This window comes from Pseudomonas sp. SWRI92 (assembly GCF_014268685.1).
Lineage (GTDB): Bacteria > Pseudomonadota > Gammaproteobacteria > Pseudomonadales > Pseudomonadaceae > Aquipseudomonas > Aquipseudomonas marvdashtae.
On sequence record NZ_JABWQY010000002.1, the window covers coordinates 493,372 to 509,868 of the forward strand.

Below are 16,497 nucleotides of genomic sequence, written 5' to 3' on the forward strand. Positions count from 1 at the left end.
TCCTAATTGCCGAAGGTTCTCGATAAACAACCGTAGAGCATTGATCTAAAACAAACAATAGCCCGTTAAGTGACTAGATTCCTACAAGAGCAAAACTTGTCTTAGGAAGCATCCCGCATGTCTATCGGAATTGCACTACAAGAATAGTGTTGCCGGTGCTTTCATATCTAATCTATAAAAGATAAATGGTTTTTCAATGCATTCTGGTCGGCGATTTGGGGCGCAGGTTAGTGATAGTGGTGGAAGTCAGATGATAAGTGTCAAAGAGATAAGGGAAGACGTAGGAAGAATGAAGGCTAACTTATCCGCAAGGGGGCTAAGCTTTGATTTGGATCGGTTTCTTTCTTTGTATGACGATGTGAAGTCGCATAAACAGAAGCTAGAGGAAATGCAGTGCAAGCTGAATGCAGTTTCTAAGATTATAAAAGATGGTCTATGGAAGGATGACTCTCAGTCGATGCTCTCCGACGCGTCAGTACTGAAGGGCTATATCCTGCGCGCCAAGGAGTCTTATAACTTGCTAATTGAGGAGTTTGATTTGCTTTCGCGGCAACTGCCCAATTGGACCTCCCCAGACGTACCTGTGGGGAAAACTGATGATGATAATTTAACCATCAAATATAAGGGGCAGATTCCAGGATTCGATTTTTCTCATAAGAACCATGTTCAGTTAGGTCAGGAATTAGATCTAATCGATTTTGATTCGGGTACGAAAGTAGCTGGTTCAAAGTTTTATTTTTTGAAGAATCAGGCTGTATTTCTCCAGCACGCACTTAAGAGTTTTATTTTTAATAAGGCATTGAGAGCTGGATTCACGCCATTGCAAACTCCGGATGTCTCTTTTAATCATATTTTGGAAGGTGTTGGCTTCGCTCCAAAAGGTGACGAAAGTAATACTTATGGTCTTGAAGGCCTGGATAAAAGTCTTATTGCTACTGCTGAGATTTGCGTTGCCGGGATGCATGCAGGGGAGATTATTGACGAATCTAGATTGCCTCTGCTCTACATCGCTGAAAGTCATTGTTTTAGGCGTGAAGCTGGCGCTTCCGGGAGATTAAGTAAAGGGCTTTATAGAGTCCATCAGTTTGAGAAGTTGGAGCTGTTTGTCATATGTAAGCCGGAGGACAGTGCTAAATATCATGACAAGATTCTTGAGCTGCAAGAGGAGATCTATGGTGAATTGGGTATTCCCTATAAGGTCGTAATAAACTGCACTGGAGATTTAGGGGCGCCAGCATATAAAAAGTATGATATTGAAGCTTGGATGCCAGGGAAAGGTATCGCCGGGGAGTACGGTGAGATTACTTCCGCCAGTAACTGTACCGACTATCAGGCTCGGCGACTGAATATCAAGTACAGAGATTCTGCTTCAAAAACTAATCGGTATGTTCATACTCTTAACGGTACTGCATCTGCGTTGGGCAGAACGATGGTGGCCATTTTAGAAAATTATCAGTGTGCTGATGGTTCGGTGAAAATGCCTGAAGCGCTGAAGCGTTACCTTGACTTTGACCAGATTGCGCCAGTGGTCAACGACTCCCATAGAGCATAAGCCTGGGCGGAGCAAACCCATCTTTTACTTGAGGTGGGTTTGCTCATTTGCTCGACTCAGCCCAAGGACAATAACAACCCACCGCCATCGTGTGCGTCGCATCGACCGCCCGGCCGACGCTAAGGGCTTCGAGAATCGGTTCGATAAAGCTGTTGCTGGAGTTGCAAGTCAGGCCTTCGCTGTAAGGACCGAAATACGCCAGCTTGCCGCTGCGGTCCCAGATTGCTACGGCCGGGCTGGCGGGAATCTGGCTCGATCCGGGAAGCGCCGGGAGGGTTTTCAAGTTGCTCAACGTGGCGGGCAGCCGACCTTGGCTGCCCGTTTTTTGTACCGTATAAAACTCGACGCCTTGCGGTGCATATTTGTCGACCAGTTCGGACAGGTGTTGCTGGTTGCCGACATTGCATGGACAGGCCGGATCCCAGAAATGCACCAGGCGGATCGCGCCCGGGCCGGCCAGGTCGGCGGGCAGGCTTAGAGGGTCACCGGAAAAGACCGCCGTATGTTGGCTGAACGCCCGCAGGAAACGTCCCTGGAACCAGTCGTAGGCGAACCACAGCATGACGGCGCACCCTAGGGCGAGGAAGCAGGCAAGCAAGGTCGGGCGGTGGGACGGGCGCATGGAGTCGATCCTCTGAAGCCGCGTAGCTTGCCATGCCCGGCGCGACAGATGAATATCACACACCTATAAAGCCTGTTTTCGCGCGATGCGCATTTGCCTGGACTATTGATGCCCGCCTCTTTCGACCCTGATTACCTGCGCGCCAGCCTGCAACCCTTGGCGCATTGGCAGCCGTTGTCTGCACAAGCGCAGGCCTACCAGCATTTCTATGGACTCGACTTTGCGACGCGCACCTTGCGCAGGGGCCTGGGCCGTTTCGAAATACCGGGATTCGAGCTGGTTAGCCAGGTCTGGTGGCCGGAAAAGGCCGTGGCGACGTTGTTCGTCTTTCATGGTTACTACGATCACATGGGACTGTATCGGCACCTGATCGAATGGGCGCTGGAACAGCAGTTTGTGGTGATCAGCTGCGATTTGCCAGGGCATGGCCTGTCCAGCGGCGAACGCGCCAGCATCGGCGATTTCGCTGATTACCAAGCGACGTTGCAAGGTCTGCTGAGTGAAGCCCAGACACTGGGTTTGCCGCAACCCTGGCACCTGTGCGGACAGAGCACCGGCGGAGCCATCGTGGTGGACCATGTCCTCAACCATGGCGTGGACAGTCCGGCCCAGGGTCAGGTCATCCTGCTGTCGCCGCTGGTTCGGCCACGAGCCTGGGGCTGGTCGCGCCTGAGCTATTACTTGCTCAAGCCTTTTGTGACTGGCATCGCCCGGCGTTTCAGCGAGAACTCCAGCGATCCGGATTTCCTGCCGTTCCTGCAGGCCGATCCGCTGCAACCGCTGCGCTTGCCCACCGCGTGGGTCGGTGCGCTAGGGCAATGGATCAAGCGCATCGAGGCAGCGCCGAGCAGTTCGCGCCAGCCCTTGATCGTGCAGGGGCAGGCTGACATGACGGTGGATTGGCGGCATAACCTGCAAGTGCTGCGCGGCAAGTTTGATCGGCCACAGGTCATGATGTTGCCTGAGGGGCGGCATCACCTGGCAAATGAAACGCTGGCGATGCGCGAAGAGATGTTCGGGTTCTTGACCCAGCGGATGAGTGTGAACGGGCGAAGCTGAAGTTCTACTGCCCCAGGCTTTGCCCCACCGCCAACCCCGCCCGAATCGCCTCCAGGGCCGCTTTGTAATAAGCCTGGCCCTCAGCCGATTCGGCGAAGGTCGCGAACTCTTCCAGCTCGGTATCGCTCAAGTCGCGGTAGACGTACAGCAGCGTGTTGTTCAGGTCCGTGCCGATCTGGTCCATCAGGCGCTGGCGTTGGCCATTCAACATGCCTTGGGCCTGGCCGCCGCCGAGCAGGCCGGGAATCATCGAGCTCAGGCTGTCGGCCGCCACACCGGCGATGGCCAGGCTGACCTCGGCGCCGGCTTCGCGGGCGGGCAGGGCCTGGGCCAAATGGCCGATGATCAGCAAGCGATTGTCGCTGGCCTGCATCTTGGGCAGGCCCTTGGCGTTCTTCGCCAATTGATCGCGGCGGGTGGCGAGCAGTTCGGCCGCGACAACCTTGCGACCCAGCGGTGACTGGAAAAAGGTCAGGGCCGGGTTCGGGTCGGATAGGTTCTTGCGCAACTGAGCCTCGGCCCGTTGATCCATGGCCTGGGGGGCGAAACGTTGATTGCTGTTGTTCACCAGCGCCTGGAAGACGGCGGGCGGCAGGCTGCTCTGGTATCGCTGCTGCGCGGCGTTCAAGGCGTCATTGAAATGCGCCCGTTGTTCCGGCCAGCCGGCGACCTTGTACAACTGGTCGTAGCTGTCTGCCCAGGCGGGCAACACGCAGAACATCAACAGTGAGAAAAGCAAACGGCGCATAGGGACTCCTGTCAGCAGCCGACTATTCTCCGTGGGGGGCGGGAACTTGTCGAGAATTCGTATCAAGTTCGTACGGCGGTGCTACTTCGGTCGGCCAACCTGCTGCGCGGCGCTGTCGGTTTTTCAGGCACAGGAATACTATGCGCGCCATGCAAATACCTTCTGATCATCCGTTGCTGTTACGTATCGTCGACGACCTGGCCGAGCACGGTTGGTCGCAGCAGAATATCTTCCTGCCCGATGCGCTGACGCGCGCCCTGGCGGCCGAGTGCCGTCAGCGCGCCGCCGAGGGCGAACTGGCGCCAGCCGCCGTTGGGCGCGGGCCGTTTTTGGAGATCCGTGAAGGAATCCGGGGCGATCGCATCCAATGGATCGAGCCCGGCCAGGTGCAAGCCTGCGATCGTTACTTGGCGCTGATGGACAGCCTGCGTGAGGCCTTGAACCGTGGGCTGTTCCTGGGCCTGGAGGATTTTGAAAGCCACTTTGCCCTGTATCCACCGGGAGCGTTTTATCTCAAGCACGTCGACCGCTTCCGTGACGATGATCGACGCATGGTCTCGGCGGTGCTCTACCTCAATGACGCTTGGCTGCCGGAGCATGGCGGCCAATTGCGCATGTACCTGGACGAAGGTGTGGAACATGACGTGGTGCCCACGGGCGGCTGCCTGGTGGTGTTCCTGTCGGGGGACATCCCCCATGAAGTCCTGCCGGCCACGCGTGACCGCCTGTCTTTGACCGGTTGGTTCCGACGCCGCGGCAACGAGCTGTTCTGAACATGGAAAAGATTCTCGTCAGTCGCTGCCTGCTCGGCCACCGCGTGCGCTACGACGGTGGCGCCAGTGGCCCGTTCGACCGGCTCCAGCAATGGCTCGACGAAGGCCGGGTCGTGCCGCTGTGCCCGGAAGTCGCCGGCGGCTTGCCCACGCCTCGGGCGGCGGCGGAGATTCCCGGCGGACAGGGCGCGGAGGTGCTTGATGGCGATGCGGCGGTGATCACGACCGACGGCGAGGATGTCAGCGCGCAGTTTCTCTCGGGTGCGCATCAGGCGTTGGACCTGGTGCGGGAACACGGCATCCGGATCGCCGTGCTCAAGGCCAACAGTCCGTCGTGCGGAAACCAGCTGACCTATGACGGGACGTTCAGTGGTGTGAAAGTGCATGGCGAGGGCGTGACGGCGGCGTTGCTAAGGCGCCATGGCGTCCAGGTGTTCAGCGAGTTGGAGTTGGTTGACGCGGCGTTGGCGCTCGATGCGTTGAGCAAAACGTAAAGGCGCGCACGACCGCTCTTCGTGGCGAGGGAGCTTGCTCCCGCTGGGCCACGCAGTGGCCCCCAGCATTTTATCCTGACCCACCGCAGTGCCTGGTTTGGGGCTGCTGCGCAGCCCAGCGGGAGCAAGCTCCCTCGCCACAGGATTTGTGGCGTCTATAACTCCTCGGCCAATTGCTCGATCTGCTCCTGCCGTTCAGCCTGGCTCAATTTTGGCTGGGGATTGAGCGACGACCATTGCGGATACGCCCGAGCCTTGCTCAACGCCTCGGGCAGCTTGCCTTCGCGCCAGGTCTTGTCCTGGGGCGCGTCGATGCGGATGCTGTCCATCGCCGCATGGCCGCGCTGATTGATCGCTTGCAGCAATTGCCGCTGACGCAAGGCCAGCAGGCGCAGCACGTTGTCGTCCACCGTCAACTCCCGCTGGCCCTTGAGCTTGCCCATCAATCGGTTGCCATAGCTGCGGGCCGTTTGCAGCGCGCCGCCGGCAATCGCCCCGGCCAGGGCGGCGGCGCCAAGGGTCAGGCCACCGACCAGCAAGTCCACGCCAGCACCCGCCGCCGCGCCCGCCGCGATCCCGCCACCGACCCGCACGCCCAACTGCTTGAGCGTGTCGGGATTGAATAGATCATCGCCCCAGCGGCCGTCCAGCAGCGGTAAATCGCTGGCGGCTGCATCTTGCGGGCGGAAGGCATAGAGCTTGAGCAAGGCCTCGACGCAGCGCTGCTCCCGCTGACGCACGGCGTTGCGCAATTGACCGATGGCCTCGCGTTCCAGGTCGGCTTCGCTGGCGACGCTACGTCGGCAGGCGGCGCAGTCGATCAGCAGTTCGGCGATCAATCGCTTCGCGCTCTGCTGGCGAGCCAGGCGCTGGGCCTGTTGATCGACGATCAGGCGCTCCAAGGGTTCGCGGGCGCTTTCCAGCAGCAGCGCGAGGCTTTCATAGAGCCGGCGTTCGCCGTCCTCCGGCGGGGCTACGCTGTCGAAGCGCACCAGCGCATGCAGGCCCAACCGTGCCAGGGCTTCGCGCCAGTCGGGTTCGCGGTGGTGGGCGCTGCTGACGAAGTTGAGCACCGGCAGTAACGGTTTGCCGCAACTGGCGAGGACTTCCAATTCATCGCGATATTTGGCCAGCACAGGCTCGCGGGCATCGATCACGTAGAGCCCGGCATCGCTGGCGAGCAGTTGCCGCAGGACCTTGGCTTCCTGCTCGAAGCGCTGCCGCGCCTCGCTGCCCTCAAGGAAACGCGCCAGGCGCGCCGGGCCATCCAAGCGCTCACCCGGCCGCTCCAGGCGTTCGAGGTAATCAAGCAGGGCGATGGCGTCTTCCAGCCCCGGCGTGTCGTACAGTTCCAGCAACGCTTGGCCGTCCACTGACAAGCGAGCCCCTTCGACGTGCCGGGTCGTGCTCGGCCGGTGGGACACCTCGCCGAAGCCAACGTCCCGCGTCAAGGTTCGCAGCAGGGACGTCTTGCCGACATTGGTGTGGCCGACGACGGCGAGTTTCAATGGCTTGATGGAGTCAGTCATGGCCAGTCTCCAGCCAGTTCAACGGCGCACAGTCGGCGAACGGCAATTGCAATTGTTGCAGCGCGTTGTGCCAGTCCCCCAGGCGCTCGCCATCCAGCGCTTCGCCGGGCGGCGCCTGCAGCAGCCAGACGCGGGTGGCGCTGGCGCTGCGAGCCAGTTCGGCGATCAACGCCAGGCTGCCGCGGTCAGGCGAGCGCCGGGGATCACAGGCAATCGCCAGGCGCGCGGGGGGAAAACGCGACAGTTGTTCGAGGAGTTTGTGGCGAGACTCGCGGCTGTCGAGAATACCGGCGTTTTTCACCGAGTCGGGCAGCTTCGGCGGCCACGGGCGTTCGTCCAGCTCTATGGCCACCAGCAATGCGCCGTCGCTCTCCATCGCATCGACTGTGCGCTCGACCTGATGCAATTGCGCGGGTGCGGCGTCATTGACCCCCAGGCGTTCGCTGCTGGGCATCAGTCGCTCGCGCAACTGAGCGTAGCCCGGCAGGTTCAGGTCCAGGCGCAGCCCGGCGCGACCACAGCGCCAGCGCCACAGGCACAGCAGGGCCAGGCACAGGCGCGGCAGCACGCCGTAGACCAGCAGAATGCCGACCAGCCACGCAGCCCAGGCCTGGCGGGCGCTCTCGATGTTCAACGCGGCGTCGCCACTGGCGCGGATCATCTCGACGGTCGGCACGCTGAACCCAAGGAGGGCAGGCAGCGCTCCGAGGGACTGGGTCAGGACGATGAAGGTTTCGCCGCCCAGAAGGGTGGTTTCCCAGACGAAGCCGTAACGCCGGGTCGCCATCAACATCAAGACGATCACCATTGCGCTGACCATGGCCAGCAACCACAAACCGTTGACCAACACACCGAGCGCCCAGCGATTGAGTTTGTGCCGTTGCAGCAACAGCAGCAGGGCCGGCGCCAGTTGGGCAGCCTTGGCGTCGCGGGCGAGTTTTTCGCTGAGCCACAACCACAGGCGCCCCAGCGCAGCACCTTGTTCCCCCGCGAATATCAGGCCCAGCACCCAACCGATGAGCAGGATCAGATTCAATCCCAACAGACTGCCGAGGGCCCAGAACACGTTGACCGGCGCGCGTCCATCGCCAAGGGCTGCGAACCCCAGGCCGGCGCCGCTGACCGTGGCGAGCACCGCCAGCACCACTAGGGCCAGGCGCGCGCCTTGCAGCCAGTGGCGCAAGGCTTGGGTGAGGCCATCGCGTTCGGCCAGCGAGTGCGCGCGGTGGTGGATACGGGTGGACAGATCGCCTCCCGCCGCGCGGGCCAGGCGATTGGCTTCCTGGTCCTCAAGCGGGCCGGCGTGTTCTTCACGCAGGCGTATCGTCTCGGTCAACCAGAGGTTTTGCAGTTCAGTCACGAGGGCTTCCGTTGCTCGAATGAGGAATCAGCATAACCGCTGTGGCGCTTGTCCGGGCCTCTGGTATTCTCGCCGTCATGAAAAAAACTCTTCCCTTAAGCCTGATCGCAGCCCTCGGTAATAACCGGGTGATCGGCATCGACAACAGCATGCCCTGGCACTTGCCGGGGGACTTCAAATACTTCAAGGCCACCACCTTGGGCAAGCCGATCATCATGGGACGCAAGACCTGGGATTCCCTTGGCCGACCGTTGCCGGGGCGCTTGAACATCGTAGTCAGCCGCCAGCCGGACCTGATGCTTGAGGGGGCGGAAGTGTTTTCCACGCTGGAGGCAGCGGTGGCGCGGGCCGAAGCCTGGGCGCGGGAACAGGGCGCCGATGAGCTGATGCTGATCGGCGGTGCCCAACTCTACGGGCAGGCATTGGCACAGGCGGATCGGCTTTACCTGACTCGCGTGGCGCTGAGCCCGGAAGGGGACGCATGGTTTCCGGAGTTCGATCCGAGCCAGTGGAGACTGGTCTCGAACCAGCCGAACCCGGCCGATGGAGACAAGCCGGCCTATAGCTTTGAAGTGTGGGAAAAATTCTGATTCAAGCGTAGATGTGGATCGTTCCCACGCTCTGCGTGGGAATGCAGCCCGTGACGCTCCGCGTCACTGGACGCGGAGCGTCCCTTGAGGCATTTCCACGCAGAGCGTGGGAACGATCAATCTCCGGTGCCGCCGGTCAAGCGTGCACCAGCTCTCCATGCGCATCGGCGTCCAACAGCGCCTTGTCGGTCTGCTGCATCACCTGGCTGGTAATCGCCCCGGCGGTGATCGAACCGCTGACGTTCAACGCCGTGCGACCCATATCGATCAGCGGCTCGACTGAAATCAGCAGCGCCACCAGCGAGACCGGCAGGCCCATGGCCGGCAGCACGATCAGCGCGGCAAACGTCGCGCCGCCGCCGACACCGGCCACCCCAGCCGAGCTCAAGGTCACGATGGCAACCAGCGTCGCGATCCATACCGGGTCCAAGGGGTTGATGCCCACGGTCGGCGCGACCATCACCGCCAGCATCGCCGGATAGAGCCCGGCGCAACCGTTCTGGCCGATGGTGGCGCCGAACGATGCGCTGAAGCTGGCAATCGCCCTGGGAATGCCGAGGCGGCTGGTCTGGGCTTCGATGCTCAGGGGAATGGTCGCGGCACTGGAGCGGCTGGTGAAGGCGAAGGTCAGCACCGGCCAGATCTTGCGGAAGAAACGCAGCGGGTTGATCCCGGCGGCGGACACCAGCAAGCCATGGACCACGAACATCAAGCCCAGTCCCAGATACGAGACCACAACGAAGCTGCCAAGCTTAATGATGTCCTGCAGGTTGGAACCGGCCACCACTTTAGTCATCAGCGCGAGCACGCCGTACGGGGTCAGCTTCATCACCAGACGCACCAGGCGCGTCACCCAGCTTTGCAAGGTGTCGATGGCGTTGATCACTTTCTGGCCTTTCTCGGCGTCATCCTTGAGCAGTTGCAACGCCGCGACACCGAGGAACGCGGCGAAAATCACTACGCTGATGATCGACGTCGGCTTGGCCCGAGCCAGGTCGGCAAAGGGGTTTTGCGGAATGAACGAAAGCAGCAATTGCGGGATGTTCAGGTCGGCGACCTTGCCGGCGTACTCGCTCTGGATCACTTGCAGGCGCGCCAGTTCCTGGGTGCCGGCCACCAGGCCCTCGGCGGTGAGGCCGAACAGGTTGGTCAGGCCGATGCCGATCAACGCGGCGATGGCGGTAGTGAACAGCAGCGTGCCAATGGTCAGGAAGCTGATCTTGCCCAGGGACGAAGCGTTATGCAGGCGGGCCACGGCGCTGAGGATCGAGGCGAAGACCAGCGGGATTACGATCATTTGCAGTAACTGCACGTAGCCGTTGCCCACCAGGTCGAACCAGCCGATCGAGGCCTTGAGCACCGGGTTGCCGGCGCCATAGATCGTGTGCAGGGCGATACCGAACACCACGCCCAGCACCAGGGCCAACAGCACTTTCCTGGCCAGGCTCCAGGTGCGGTGACGGGTTTGCGCCAGGCCGAACAGCAAGGCGAGGAACACCAGCAGATTGAGGATCAGCGGCAGATTCATCAAAAGAGACTCCGATAAGACGTGCCAGTCGCCCGAAGCCGCGACTGTGAGCCGGGAAGCCTAACAGCCTGATATCTAATGAATTAATACTAAAAAGGCATGTTGATTGTCGTTTATGGAATAAGGACTTGGCGTTTGCGGGTATGCCGCTGGCGTGATCAGGACGCAAGCGGTCGCGGCTGGGCGAGGACTGTCACACGCATTTGTTAGCGTCGAGTCTTTGAACCTGGGAGAAATGCCGATGAAGCGCGCACCTCGTTTTCTCGCTGTCGTCTTGAGTCTTGGCCTCGCCGGCCAGGTCCTCGCCACCGAACTCAAGCACTGGCCGGCGGAGCAGGCCAAGGCTTTGGACGCGATGATCGCGGCCAATGCCAACAAGGGTAACTACGCGGTGTTCGACATGGACAACACCAGCTATCGCTACGACCTTGAAGAGTCGTTGTTGCCGTTCATGGAAAACAAGGGCCTCATCACCCGGGAGACCTTGGACCCGTCCTTGAAGTTGATGCCGTTCAAGGACACGGCCGACCACAAGGAAAGCCTGTTTAGCTATTACTACCGTTTGTGCGAAGTGGACGACATGGTCTGCTACCCGTGGGTAGCCCAAGTGTTCTCAGGCTTCACGCTCAAGGAACTCAAGGGCTATGTCGATGAGTTGATGGCCTCCGGCAAACCGGTGCCGACCACCTATTACGATGGCGACAAGGTGGTCCAGTACAACGTCAACCCGCCGAAAATCTTCACCGGCCAGGCCGAGCTATACAACAAACTGATGGAAAACGGCATCGAGGTCTATGTCATGACCGCCGCTTCCGAGGAACTGGTGCGCATGGTCGCTTCGGATCCCAAGTATGGCTACAACCTCAAGCCGCAGAACGTGATCGGCGTGACCACGCTGCTCAAGGACCGCAAGACTGGCGAGCTGACCACCGCCCGCAAGCAAATCACCAACGGCAAATATGACGAAAAGGCCAATCTTGGCCTGGAATACACGCCTTACCTGTGGACCCCGGCGACGTGGATGGCCGGCAAGCACGCGGCGATCCTGACCTACATCGACGAATGGAAAAAACCAGTGCTGGTGGCTGGCGACACGCCGAGCAGCGACGGCTACATGCTGTTCCACGATGTGGACGTGGCCAAGGGCGGCATCCACTTGTGGGTCAATCGCAAGGATAAATACATGACGCAGATAAACGGCATGATGGCCAAGCACGCGGCCGCCCAGGCCAAGGAAGGGTTGCCGGTGACGGCGGACAAGAACTGGGTGATCGTCAAGCCTGAAGATATCCAGTAAGCCTGGCAATGATCGTTCCCACGCTCTGCGTGGGAACGCATGCCGTGACGCTCCGCGTCACTGGACGCGAAGCGTCCCTTGAGGCATTTCCACGCGGAGCGTGGGAACGATCAAAAAAAATGCCCCGCACTTGGCGGGGCATTTTTATTGTCGCTGTCGACGCTTACAGCCCGTCGAGCATCGCCTTGTTGCGCACCGCGCCTTTGTCGGCGCTGGTGGCGAGCAGGGCATAGGCCTTGAGGGCGGTGGTGACTTTGCGCGGACGCACTTCCACCGGCTTCCAGCCTTTCTTGTCCTGCTCGGCCCGGCGTTCGGCCAGTTCTTCATCGCTGATCAACAGGTTGATCGAACGGTTCGGAATGTCGATCAGCACCTTGTCACCATCGCGCACGAGGCCAATGGCGCCGCCCGCAGCGGCTTCCGGCGAGGCGTGGCCGATGGACAGGCCCGACGTGCCACCGGAGAAACGGCCGTCGGTGAGCAATGCGCAGTCTTTGCCCAAGCCCTTGGACTTCAGGTAGGAGGTCGGGTAGAGCATTTCCTGCATGCCCGGGCCGCCCTTCGGGCCTTCGTAGCGGATGATCACGATATCGCCAGCCTTCACTTCATCGGCGAGGATGCCGCGCACGGCGCTGTCCTGGCTTTCAAAGATCTTGGCGTTGCCTTCGAACACATGGATCGACTCGTCGACGCCGGCGGTCTTCACCACGCAGCCGTCCAGGGCGATGTTGCCGTACAGCACGGCCAAGCCGCCTTCCTTGGAGTACGCGTGCTCGACGCTGCGGATGCAGCCGTTTTCACGGTCGTCGTCCAGGGTCTCCCAGCGGGTCGACTGGCTGAATGCGGTTTGCGTCGGGATGCCCGCCGGGCCGGCCTTGAAGAAGTGATGCACGGCCTCGTCGGTGGTCTGCGTGATGTCCCACTTGGCGATGGCTTCGGCCATGGTCTTGCTGTGCACGGTCGGCAGGTCTGTATGCAACAGGCCGCCACGGGCCAGCGACCCGAGGATGCTGAAGATCCCGCCAGCGCGGTGCACGTCTTCCATGTGGTACTTCTGGATGTTCGGCGCGACCTTGCACAATTGCGGCACGCTGCGAGACAAGCGATCGATGTCGCGCAGGTCGAAATCGATCTCGGCTTCCTGGGCGGCGGCCAGCAGGTGCAGGATAGTGTTGGTGGAACCGCCCATGGCGATGTCCAGGGTCATGGCGTTTTCAAACGCCTTGAAATTGGCGACATTGCGCGGCAATACCGACTCATCGTTCTCGCCGTAGTAGCGCTTGCACAATTCGACGATGGTCCGGCCAGCCTGCAGGAACAACTGTTCGCGATCGCTGTGGGTGGCCAGTGTCGAACCGTTGCCCGGCAACGCCAGGCCCAGGGCCTCGGTCAGGCAGTTCATCGAGTTGGCGGTGAACATGCCGGAGCACGAACCGCAGGTCGGGCAGGCGCTGCGCTCGTACTCGGCGACCTTCTCGTCAGAGGCGCTGGAGTCGGCGGCGATTACCATGGCGTCGACCAGGTCCAGGCCATGGCTGGCGAGCTTGGTCTTGCCGGCTTCCATCGGGCCGCCAGAGACGAAGATCACCGGGATATTCAGGCGCAGCGCAGCCATGAGCATGCCGGGGGTGATCTTGTCGCAGTTGGAAATGCAGACAATGGCGTCGGCGCAATGGGCGTTGACCATGTATTCGACCGAGTCGGCGATGATCTCGCGGCTCGGCAACGAATACAGCATGCCGTCGTGGCCCATGGCGATGCCGTCGTCCACGGCGATGGTGTTGAATTCCTTGGCGACGCCGCCGGCGCGTTCGATTTCACGGGCGACCAGCTGTCCCAGATCCTTGAGATGCACGTGGCCCGGTACGAACTGGGTGAAGGAGTTGGCAATGGCGATGATCGGCTTCTTGAAGTCGTCATCCTTCATCCCCGTGGCGCGCCACAAGGCACGGGCGCCGGCCATGTTGCGGCCATGGGTGGATGTTTTCGAGCGGTAATCAGGCATGGAGCACTCCGGGCGGCTAATCAGGTACTTATCAGGTATCAATGGGAAGTGAGCTTCTGTTGACGTCCGGAACACTCGGGATTGGCGGTGTGTCCGGAAGTGGCCGACAACTGTGCAGGATCGCTGCGCGCCTCAGCATGAGCTCATAAACCCGCCGGGGATGAATGGCGATGAATGCCGTGATTCTACACCGCTGGCGCCAGGATGAAATGACGCAAAGCGCTGATCGGGCGCCAATGTCGTGCGCGGGATGACGACTGGCAGGGTTCAGCCAGCCAACAATCCCTTGCCATGCTGGCGGACCAGGGCATTGAGGGCCAGCCCCAGCAGGCTGAGCAGGACCAGGCAGAGGGCCAGGGTGAGCTGCAAGTCCAGCGGGGTGAGGCTGATCGCGGCGCTGGTCAGCCCGCCGACGGTGAATATCATTACGCTGCCGGCCGAAGCGGATGTGCCGGCCTGCCCGGGAAATCGATTCATGGCTTGGGTATGGGCGGCGGCGCGGGCAATGGTCGTTCCGGTGGTGCAGACGATCATGGGCACTAACAGCGTGGTGACTGACAAGCCCAGGGAGTGGGTGAGCCCCAGCATCAGCAGGCCTGCGCCGAGAATCAGGCCCAGGCCCGTAATGATTTGTGCCTGTGGATCGATTCGATGGCTCAGCACGGTCGCGACGGCGCCGCCGCCGATATAGGCCAGCCCATAGCCCAGCAGGGCCAACGAAAAAGCCTCGGGAGAGAGGTGCAACTGGTCGATCAGGACCAGCGGTGAAATGACGATGAACGAGAAATGACAGGAAAACGCCAGGGCCGAGGTTAGCCAATAGGCCATGAAGCTGAAGTCGCCGCAGACCTTTCGATAGGCGGCGATGAAATCCAGGCGCCTGGGTTGGCTGCCCGCCACGCCGTGTTGAAGTAGACGACTGGCGCCGATGAATGCACCAATTGCCAGGGCGATGAACACCAGGAAGCTGCCACGCCAGCCCATCCAGCTTTGCAACCCGGTGCCGGCCAGTGGCGAAACGGAAATGAAAATCCCCCCGCAGGTGACCAGGAAGATCCGCAGTCGCTGCTGTTCCTGACCGGTGAACAGGTCCTGGATCAGCGCTTGGGACAGCACGAAAAAGCCACACCCCAAGGCCTGGACAATACGCGACAGCAAAAAAGACCAGTAACCGTCGGCAAGCACGCAACCTGTTGCTCCAACGGCTGAAACGGTAATCCCGATCAGCAGCAGGTTTTTTCGTCCCATGACGTCGGAAAGCGGCCCGACCAGCAGTTGCGAAAGGGCGATACCCACCGCGAACAGGCTGACGGACAGGGCAATGTCCGATGATGGACGTTCGAAATGCCCGGACAGGGCGGGGAACGAGGGCAGCACGACATCGATTGGAAAGACACCGAGCAGCGTCAGCGTCAGCAACAAGCCGACGGTGGCCGGTTTGCGGGCCGCCAGGCGGTTTTGCGGATCAGTCATGAGGCGTTCCAAGGGCGTACCTGAGGGTCGCTTTCAATCCTAATGCGTCATGGCCGCCAGTTACGGGGAGATTGAGTAGGACGGTTCTGATAATCGCGTGGGGGCGTTCCTACACACTTGTTCAGACGCGCAAAAAAATCGCAGCCAAGGCTGCGATCTGGTTGCCAGTCGGGGGCACAGCGCTACGGCACTGGCCCCGCCCGGCCTCAGCTGTTAGGCAACAACCGGCAAGTGATGCTCTTGATGTAGCGGGTTTCGGCGATTGCCGGGTGCACCGGATGGTCTGGTCCCTGGCCGCCGCGTTCGAGCAGTTGGATGTTGCGGTCCAGGTGACGGGCGCTGGTCAGCAGGATGTTCTGCAGATCATCTTCGGGGAGGTGCATCGAGCACGACGCGCTGATCAGGATGCCGTCCTTGCTGAGCAGGCGCATGGCCTGCTCGTTGAGGCGGCGGTAGGCGCCTTCGCCGTTCTTCAGGTCTTTCTTGCGCTTGATGAAGGCGGGTGGGTCGGCAACGATGACATCGAAACGTTCTTCGCTGGCCTTGAGTTCCTTCAGGGCCTCGAACACGTCGCCTTCGATGCAGGTCAGCTTCTCGGCGAAGCCGTTCAACGCGGCGTTGCGCTCAACGCCGTCGAGGGCGAAGGCTGAAGCATCGACACAGAATACTTCACTGGCACCGAATGCCGCGGCTTGCACGCCCCAGCCGCCGATGTAGCTGAACAGATCCAGTACGCGCTTGCCCTTGGCATACGGCGCCAGGCGTGCGCGGTTCATGCGGTGATCGTAGAACCAGCCGGTCTTCTGGCCTTCCATGACCGGCGCTTCGAATTTCACCCCGTTCTCTTCCAGCGCCACCCACTCCGGCACGAGGCCGAACACGGTCTCGACGTAGCGGTTCAGGCCTTCGGCGTCACGGGCAGCGGAGTCGTTCTTGAACAGGATGCCGCTGGGTTTCAGCACCTGGGTGAGGGCGGCGATCACGTCGTCCTTATGGGCTTCCATGGTCGCGGAGGCGATCTGCACTACCAGGATGTCGCCGAAACGGTCGACCACCAGGCCCGGCAGCAGGTCGGAATCACCATAGACCAGGCGATAGAATGGCTTGTCGAACAGCCGCTCGCGCAGGGACAACGCTACGTTGATACGATGCACCAGCAGCGACTTGTCCAGTGGCAGCTTCACATCGCGTGACAGCAGGCGCGCGCAGATCAGGTTGTTGGGGCTCATCGCAACGATGCCCAGCGGCTTGCCGCCTGCGGCCTCGAGGATTGCCTGGTCGCCGGCCTTGAAGCCGTGCAGCGGGGTGGCGGCCACGTCGATTTCGTTACTGTAGACCCACAGGTGGCCGGCGCGCAGGCGACGGTCGGCGTTGGCTTTGAGGCGCAGGCTAGGCAGGGACATGACGTCGCTCCGGAAAAAAGAGCGGGAGTATACCGTGTTGCGGGGATTGGCGGGCTTAGAGGAC

At 60.9% G+C, this 16,497-nt stretch carries 14 protein-coding genes; 6 read left to right on the top strand and 8 right to left on the bottom strand.

Annotation, left to right across the window (positions count from 1 at the left end; translation table 11 throughout):
- Nucleotides 1-250 precede the first annotated feature (250 nt).
- The gene (gene serS, locus HU762_RS05590) at nucleotides 251-1,552 is read left to right on the top strand and encodes a serine--tRNA ligase (RefSeq protein ID WP_186633961.1); all 1,302 of its coding nucleotides are present in this window, start codon (nucleotides 251-253) and stop codon (nucleotides 1,550-1,552) included.
- A 43-nt stretch (nucleotides 1,553-1,595) separates the two neighbouring features.
- Here the strand turns inward: serS and HU762_RS05595 are convergent, their stop codons facing one another.
- The gene (locus HU762_RS05595) at nucleotides 1,596-2,174 is read right to left on the bottom strand and encodes a DUF6436 domain-containing protein (RefSeq protein ID WP_186633964.1); all 579 of its coding nucleotides are present in this window, start codon (nucleotides 2,172-2,174) and stop codon (nucleotides 1,596-1,598) included.
- Between the two features lie 108 nt (nucleotides 2,175-2,282).
- Between HU762_RS05595 and HU762_RS05600 the strand changes: the two genes are divergently transcribed.
- A complete protein-coding gene (locus tag HU762_RS05600) occupies nucleotides 2,283-3,233 on the top strand; it encodes an alpha/beta hydrolase (protein ID WP_186633967.1) in 951 nt (316 codons plus the stop codon).
- Nucleotides 3,234-3,237: 4 nt separating this feature from the next.
- Here the strand turns inward: HU762_RS05600 and HU762_RS05605 are convergent, their stop codons facing one another.
- Nucleotides 3,238-3,981: a DUF2059 domain-containing protein gene (locus HU762_RS05605; protein WP_186633970.1), complete on the bottom strand. Its 744-nt coding sequence runs from the start codon at nucleotides 3,979-3,981 to the stop codon at nucleotides 3,238-3,240.
- A gap of 140 nt (nucleotides 3,982-4,121) precedes the next feature.
- On the opposite strand from HU762_RS05605, the gene HU762_RS05610 reads away from it, so the two are divergent.
- Nucleotides 4,122-4,754, top strand: coding sequence for a 2OG-Fe(II) oxygenase (locus HU762_RS05610; protein WP_186633973.1), 633 nt, complete (start codon nucleotides 4,122-4,124; stop codon nucleotides 4,752-4,754).
- Between the two features lie 2 nt (nucleotides 4,755-4,756).
- The gene (locus HU762_RS05615) at nucleotides 4,757-5,248 is read left to right on the top strand and encodes a DUF523 domain-containing protein (RefSeq protein WP_186633976.1); all 492 of its coding nucleotides are present in this window, start codon (nucleotides 4,757-4,759) and stop codon (nucleotides 5,246-5,248) included.
- Between the two features lie 155 nt (nucleotides 5,249-5,403).
- On the opposite strand, the gene HU762_RS05620 is transcribed toward HU762_RS05615, so the two are convergent.
- Entirely contained in the window at nucleotides 5,404-6,777 is a 1,374-nt protein-coding gene (locus HU762_RS05620; RefSeq protein WP_186633980.1) for a GTPase/DUF3482 domain-containing protein, read from the bottom strand.
- Nucleotides 6,770-8,137, bottom strand: a complete 1,368-nt coding sequence (locus HU762_RS05625) for a DUF2868 domain-containing protein (RefSeq protein WP_186633983.1) — start codon at nucleotides 8,135-8,137, stop codon at nucleotides 6,770-6,772. The genes HU762_RS05620 and HU762_RS05625 overlap by 8 nt, the downstream gene beginning before the upstream one ends.
- A gap of 77 nt (nucleotides 8,138-8,214) precedes the next feature.
- On the opposite strand from HU762_RS05625, the gene HU762_RS05630 reads away from it, so the two are divergent.
- Nucleotides 8,215-8,727 (top strand): dihydrofolate reductase, encoded by a 513-nt coding sequence (locus HU762_RS05630; RefSeq protein ID WP_186633986.1) that lies wholly within the window; start codon nucleotides 8,215-8,217, stop codon nucleotides 8,725-8,727.
- Between the two features lie 136 nt (nucleotides 8,728-8,863).
- Here the strand turns inward: HU762_RS05630 and HU762_RS05635 are convergent, their stop codons facing one another.
- Complete coding sequence (locus HU762_RS05635) at nucleotides 8,864-10,255, bottom strand: L-cystine transporter (RefSeq protein ID WP_186633989.1); 1,392 nt, start codon at nucleotides 10,253-10,255, stop codon at nucleotides 8,864-8,866.
- 241 nt (nucleotides 10,256-10,496) lie between these two features.
- Here HU762_RS05635 and HU762_RS05640 point away from each other — a divergent pair, with 241 nt between their 5' ends.
- A complete protein-coding gene (locus tag HU762_RS05640) occupies nucleotides 10,497-11,552 on the top strand; it encodes a haloacid dehalogenase-like hydrolase (RefSeq protein WP_186633992.1) in 1,056 nt (351 codons plus the stop codon).
- Between the two features lie 163 nt (nucleotides 11,553-11,715).
- On the opposite strand, the gene ilvD is transcribed toward HU762_RS05640, so the two are convergent.
- The 3 genes from ilvD to HU762_RS05655 all read right to left on the bottom strand — a co-directional run bounded on the left by ilvD (nucleotide 11,716) and on the right by HU762_RS05655 (nucleotide 16,433).
- Nucleotides 11,716-13,557, bottom strand: a complete 1,842-nt coding sequence (gene ilvD / locus HU762_RS05645) for a dihydroxy-acid dehydratase (protein ID WP_186633994.1) — start codon at nucleotides 13,555-13,557, stop codon at nucleotides 11,716-11,718.
- A 267-nt stretch (nucleotides 13,558-13,824) separates the two neighbouring features.
- The gene (locus tag HU762_RS05650; RefSeq protein WP_186633999.1) at nucleotides 13,825-15,030 is read right to left on the bottom strand and encodes an MFS transporter; all 1,206 of its coding nucleotides are present in this window, start codon (nucleotides 15,028-15,030) and stop codon (nucleotides 13,825-13,827) included.
- Nucleotides 15,031-15,236: 206 nt separating this feature from the next.
- Nucleotides 15,237-16,433, bottom strand: a complete 1,197-nt coding sequence (locus tag HU762_RS05655; protein WP_186634002.1) for a class I SAM-dependent rRNA methyltransferase — start codon at nucleotides 16,431-16,433, stop codon at nucleotides 15,237-15,239.
- Between the last annotated feature and the right edge of the window lie 64 nt (nucleotides 16,434-16,497).

Excerpts from the sequence above, each read along its gene's own strand:
- HU762_RS05615 (WP_186633976.1), top strand. The coding sequence starts at position 4,757 with ATGGAAAAGATTCTCGTCAGTCGCTGCCTGCTCGGCCACCGCGTGCGC.
- HU762_RS05640 (WP_186633992.1), top strand. The coding sequence starts at position 10,497 with ATGAAGCGCGCACCTCGTTTTCTCGCTGTCGTCTTGAGTCTTGGCCTC.
- ilvD (WP_186633994.1), bottom strand. The coding sequence starts at position 13,557 with ATGCCTGATTACCGCTCGAAAACATCCACCCATGGCCGCAACATGGCC.
- HU762_RS05610 (WP_186633973.1), top strand. The coding sequence starts at position 4,122 with ATGCGCGCCATGCAAATACCTTCTGATCATCCGTTGCTGTTACGTATC.
- HU762_RS05620 (WP_186633980.1), bottom strand. The coding sequence starts at position 6,777 with ATGACTGACTCCATCAAGCCATTGAAACTCGCCGTCGTCGGCCACACC.
- HU762_RS05635 (WP_186633989.1), bottom strand. The coding sequence starts at position 10,255 with ATGAATCTGCCGCTGATCCTCAATCTGCTGGTGTTCCTCGCCTTGCTG.
- HU762_RS05595 (WP_186633964.1), bottom strand. The coding sequence starts at position 2,174 with ATGCGCCCGTCCCACCGCCCGACCTTGCTTGCCTGCTTCCTCGCCCTA.
- HU762_RS05630 (WP_186633986.1), top strand. The coding sequence starts at position 8,215 with ATGAAAAAAACTCTTCCCTTAAGCCTGATCGCAGCCCTCGGTAATAAC.
- HU762_RS05605 (WP_186633970.1), bottom strand. The coding sequence starts at position 3,981 with ATGCGCCGTTTGCTTTTCTCACTGTTGATGTTCTGCGTGTTGCCCGCC.
- HU762_RS05600 (WP_186633967.1), top strand. The coding sequence starts at position 2,283 with ATGCCCGCCTCTTTCGACCCTGATTACCTGCGCGCCAGCCTGCAACCC.
- HU762_RS05655 (WP_186634002.1), bottom strand. The coding sequence starts at position 16,433 with ATGTCCCTGCCTAGCCTGCGCCTCAAAGCCAACGCCGACCGTCGCCTG.
- HU762_RS05650 (WP_186633999.1), bottom strand. The coding sequence starts at position 15,030 with ATGACTGATCCGCAAAACCGCCTGGCGGCCCGCAAACCGGCCACCGTC.
- serS (WP_186633961.1), top strand. The coding sequence starts at position 251 with ATGATAAGTGTCAAAGAGATAAGGGAAGACGTAGGAAGAATGAAGGCT.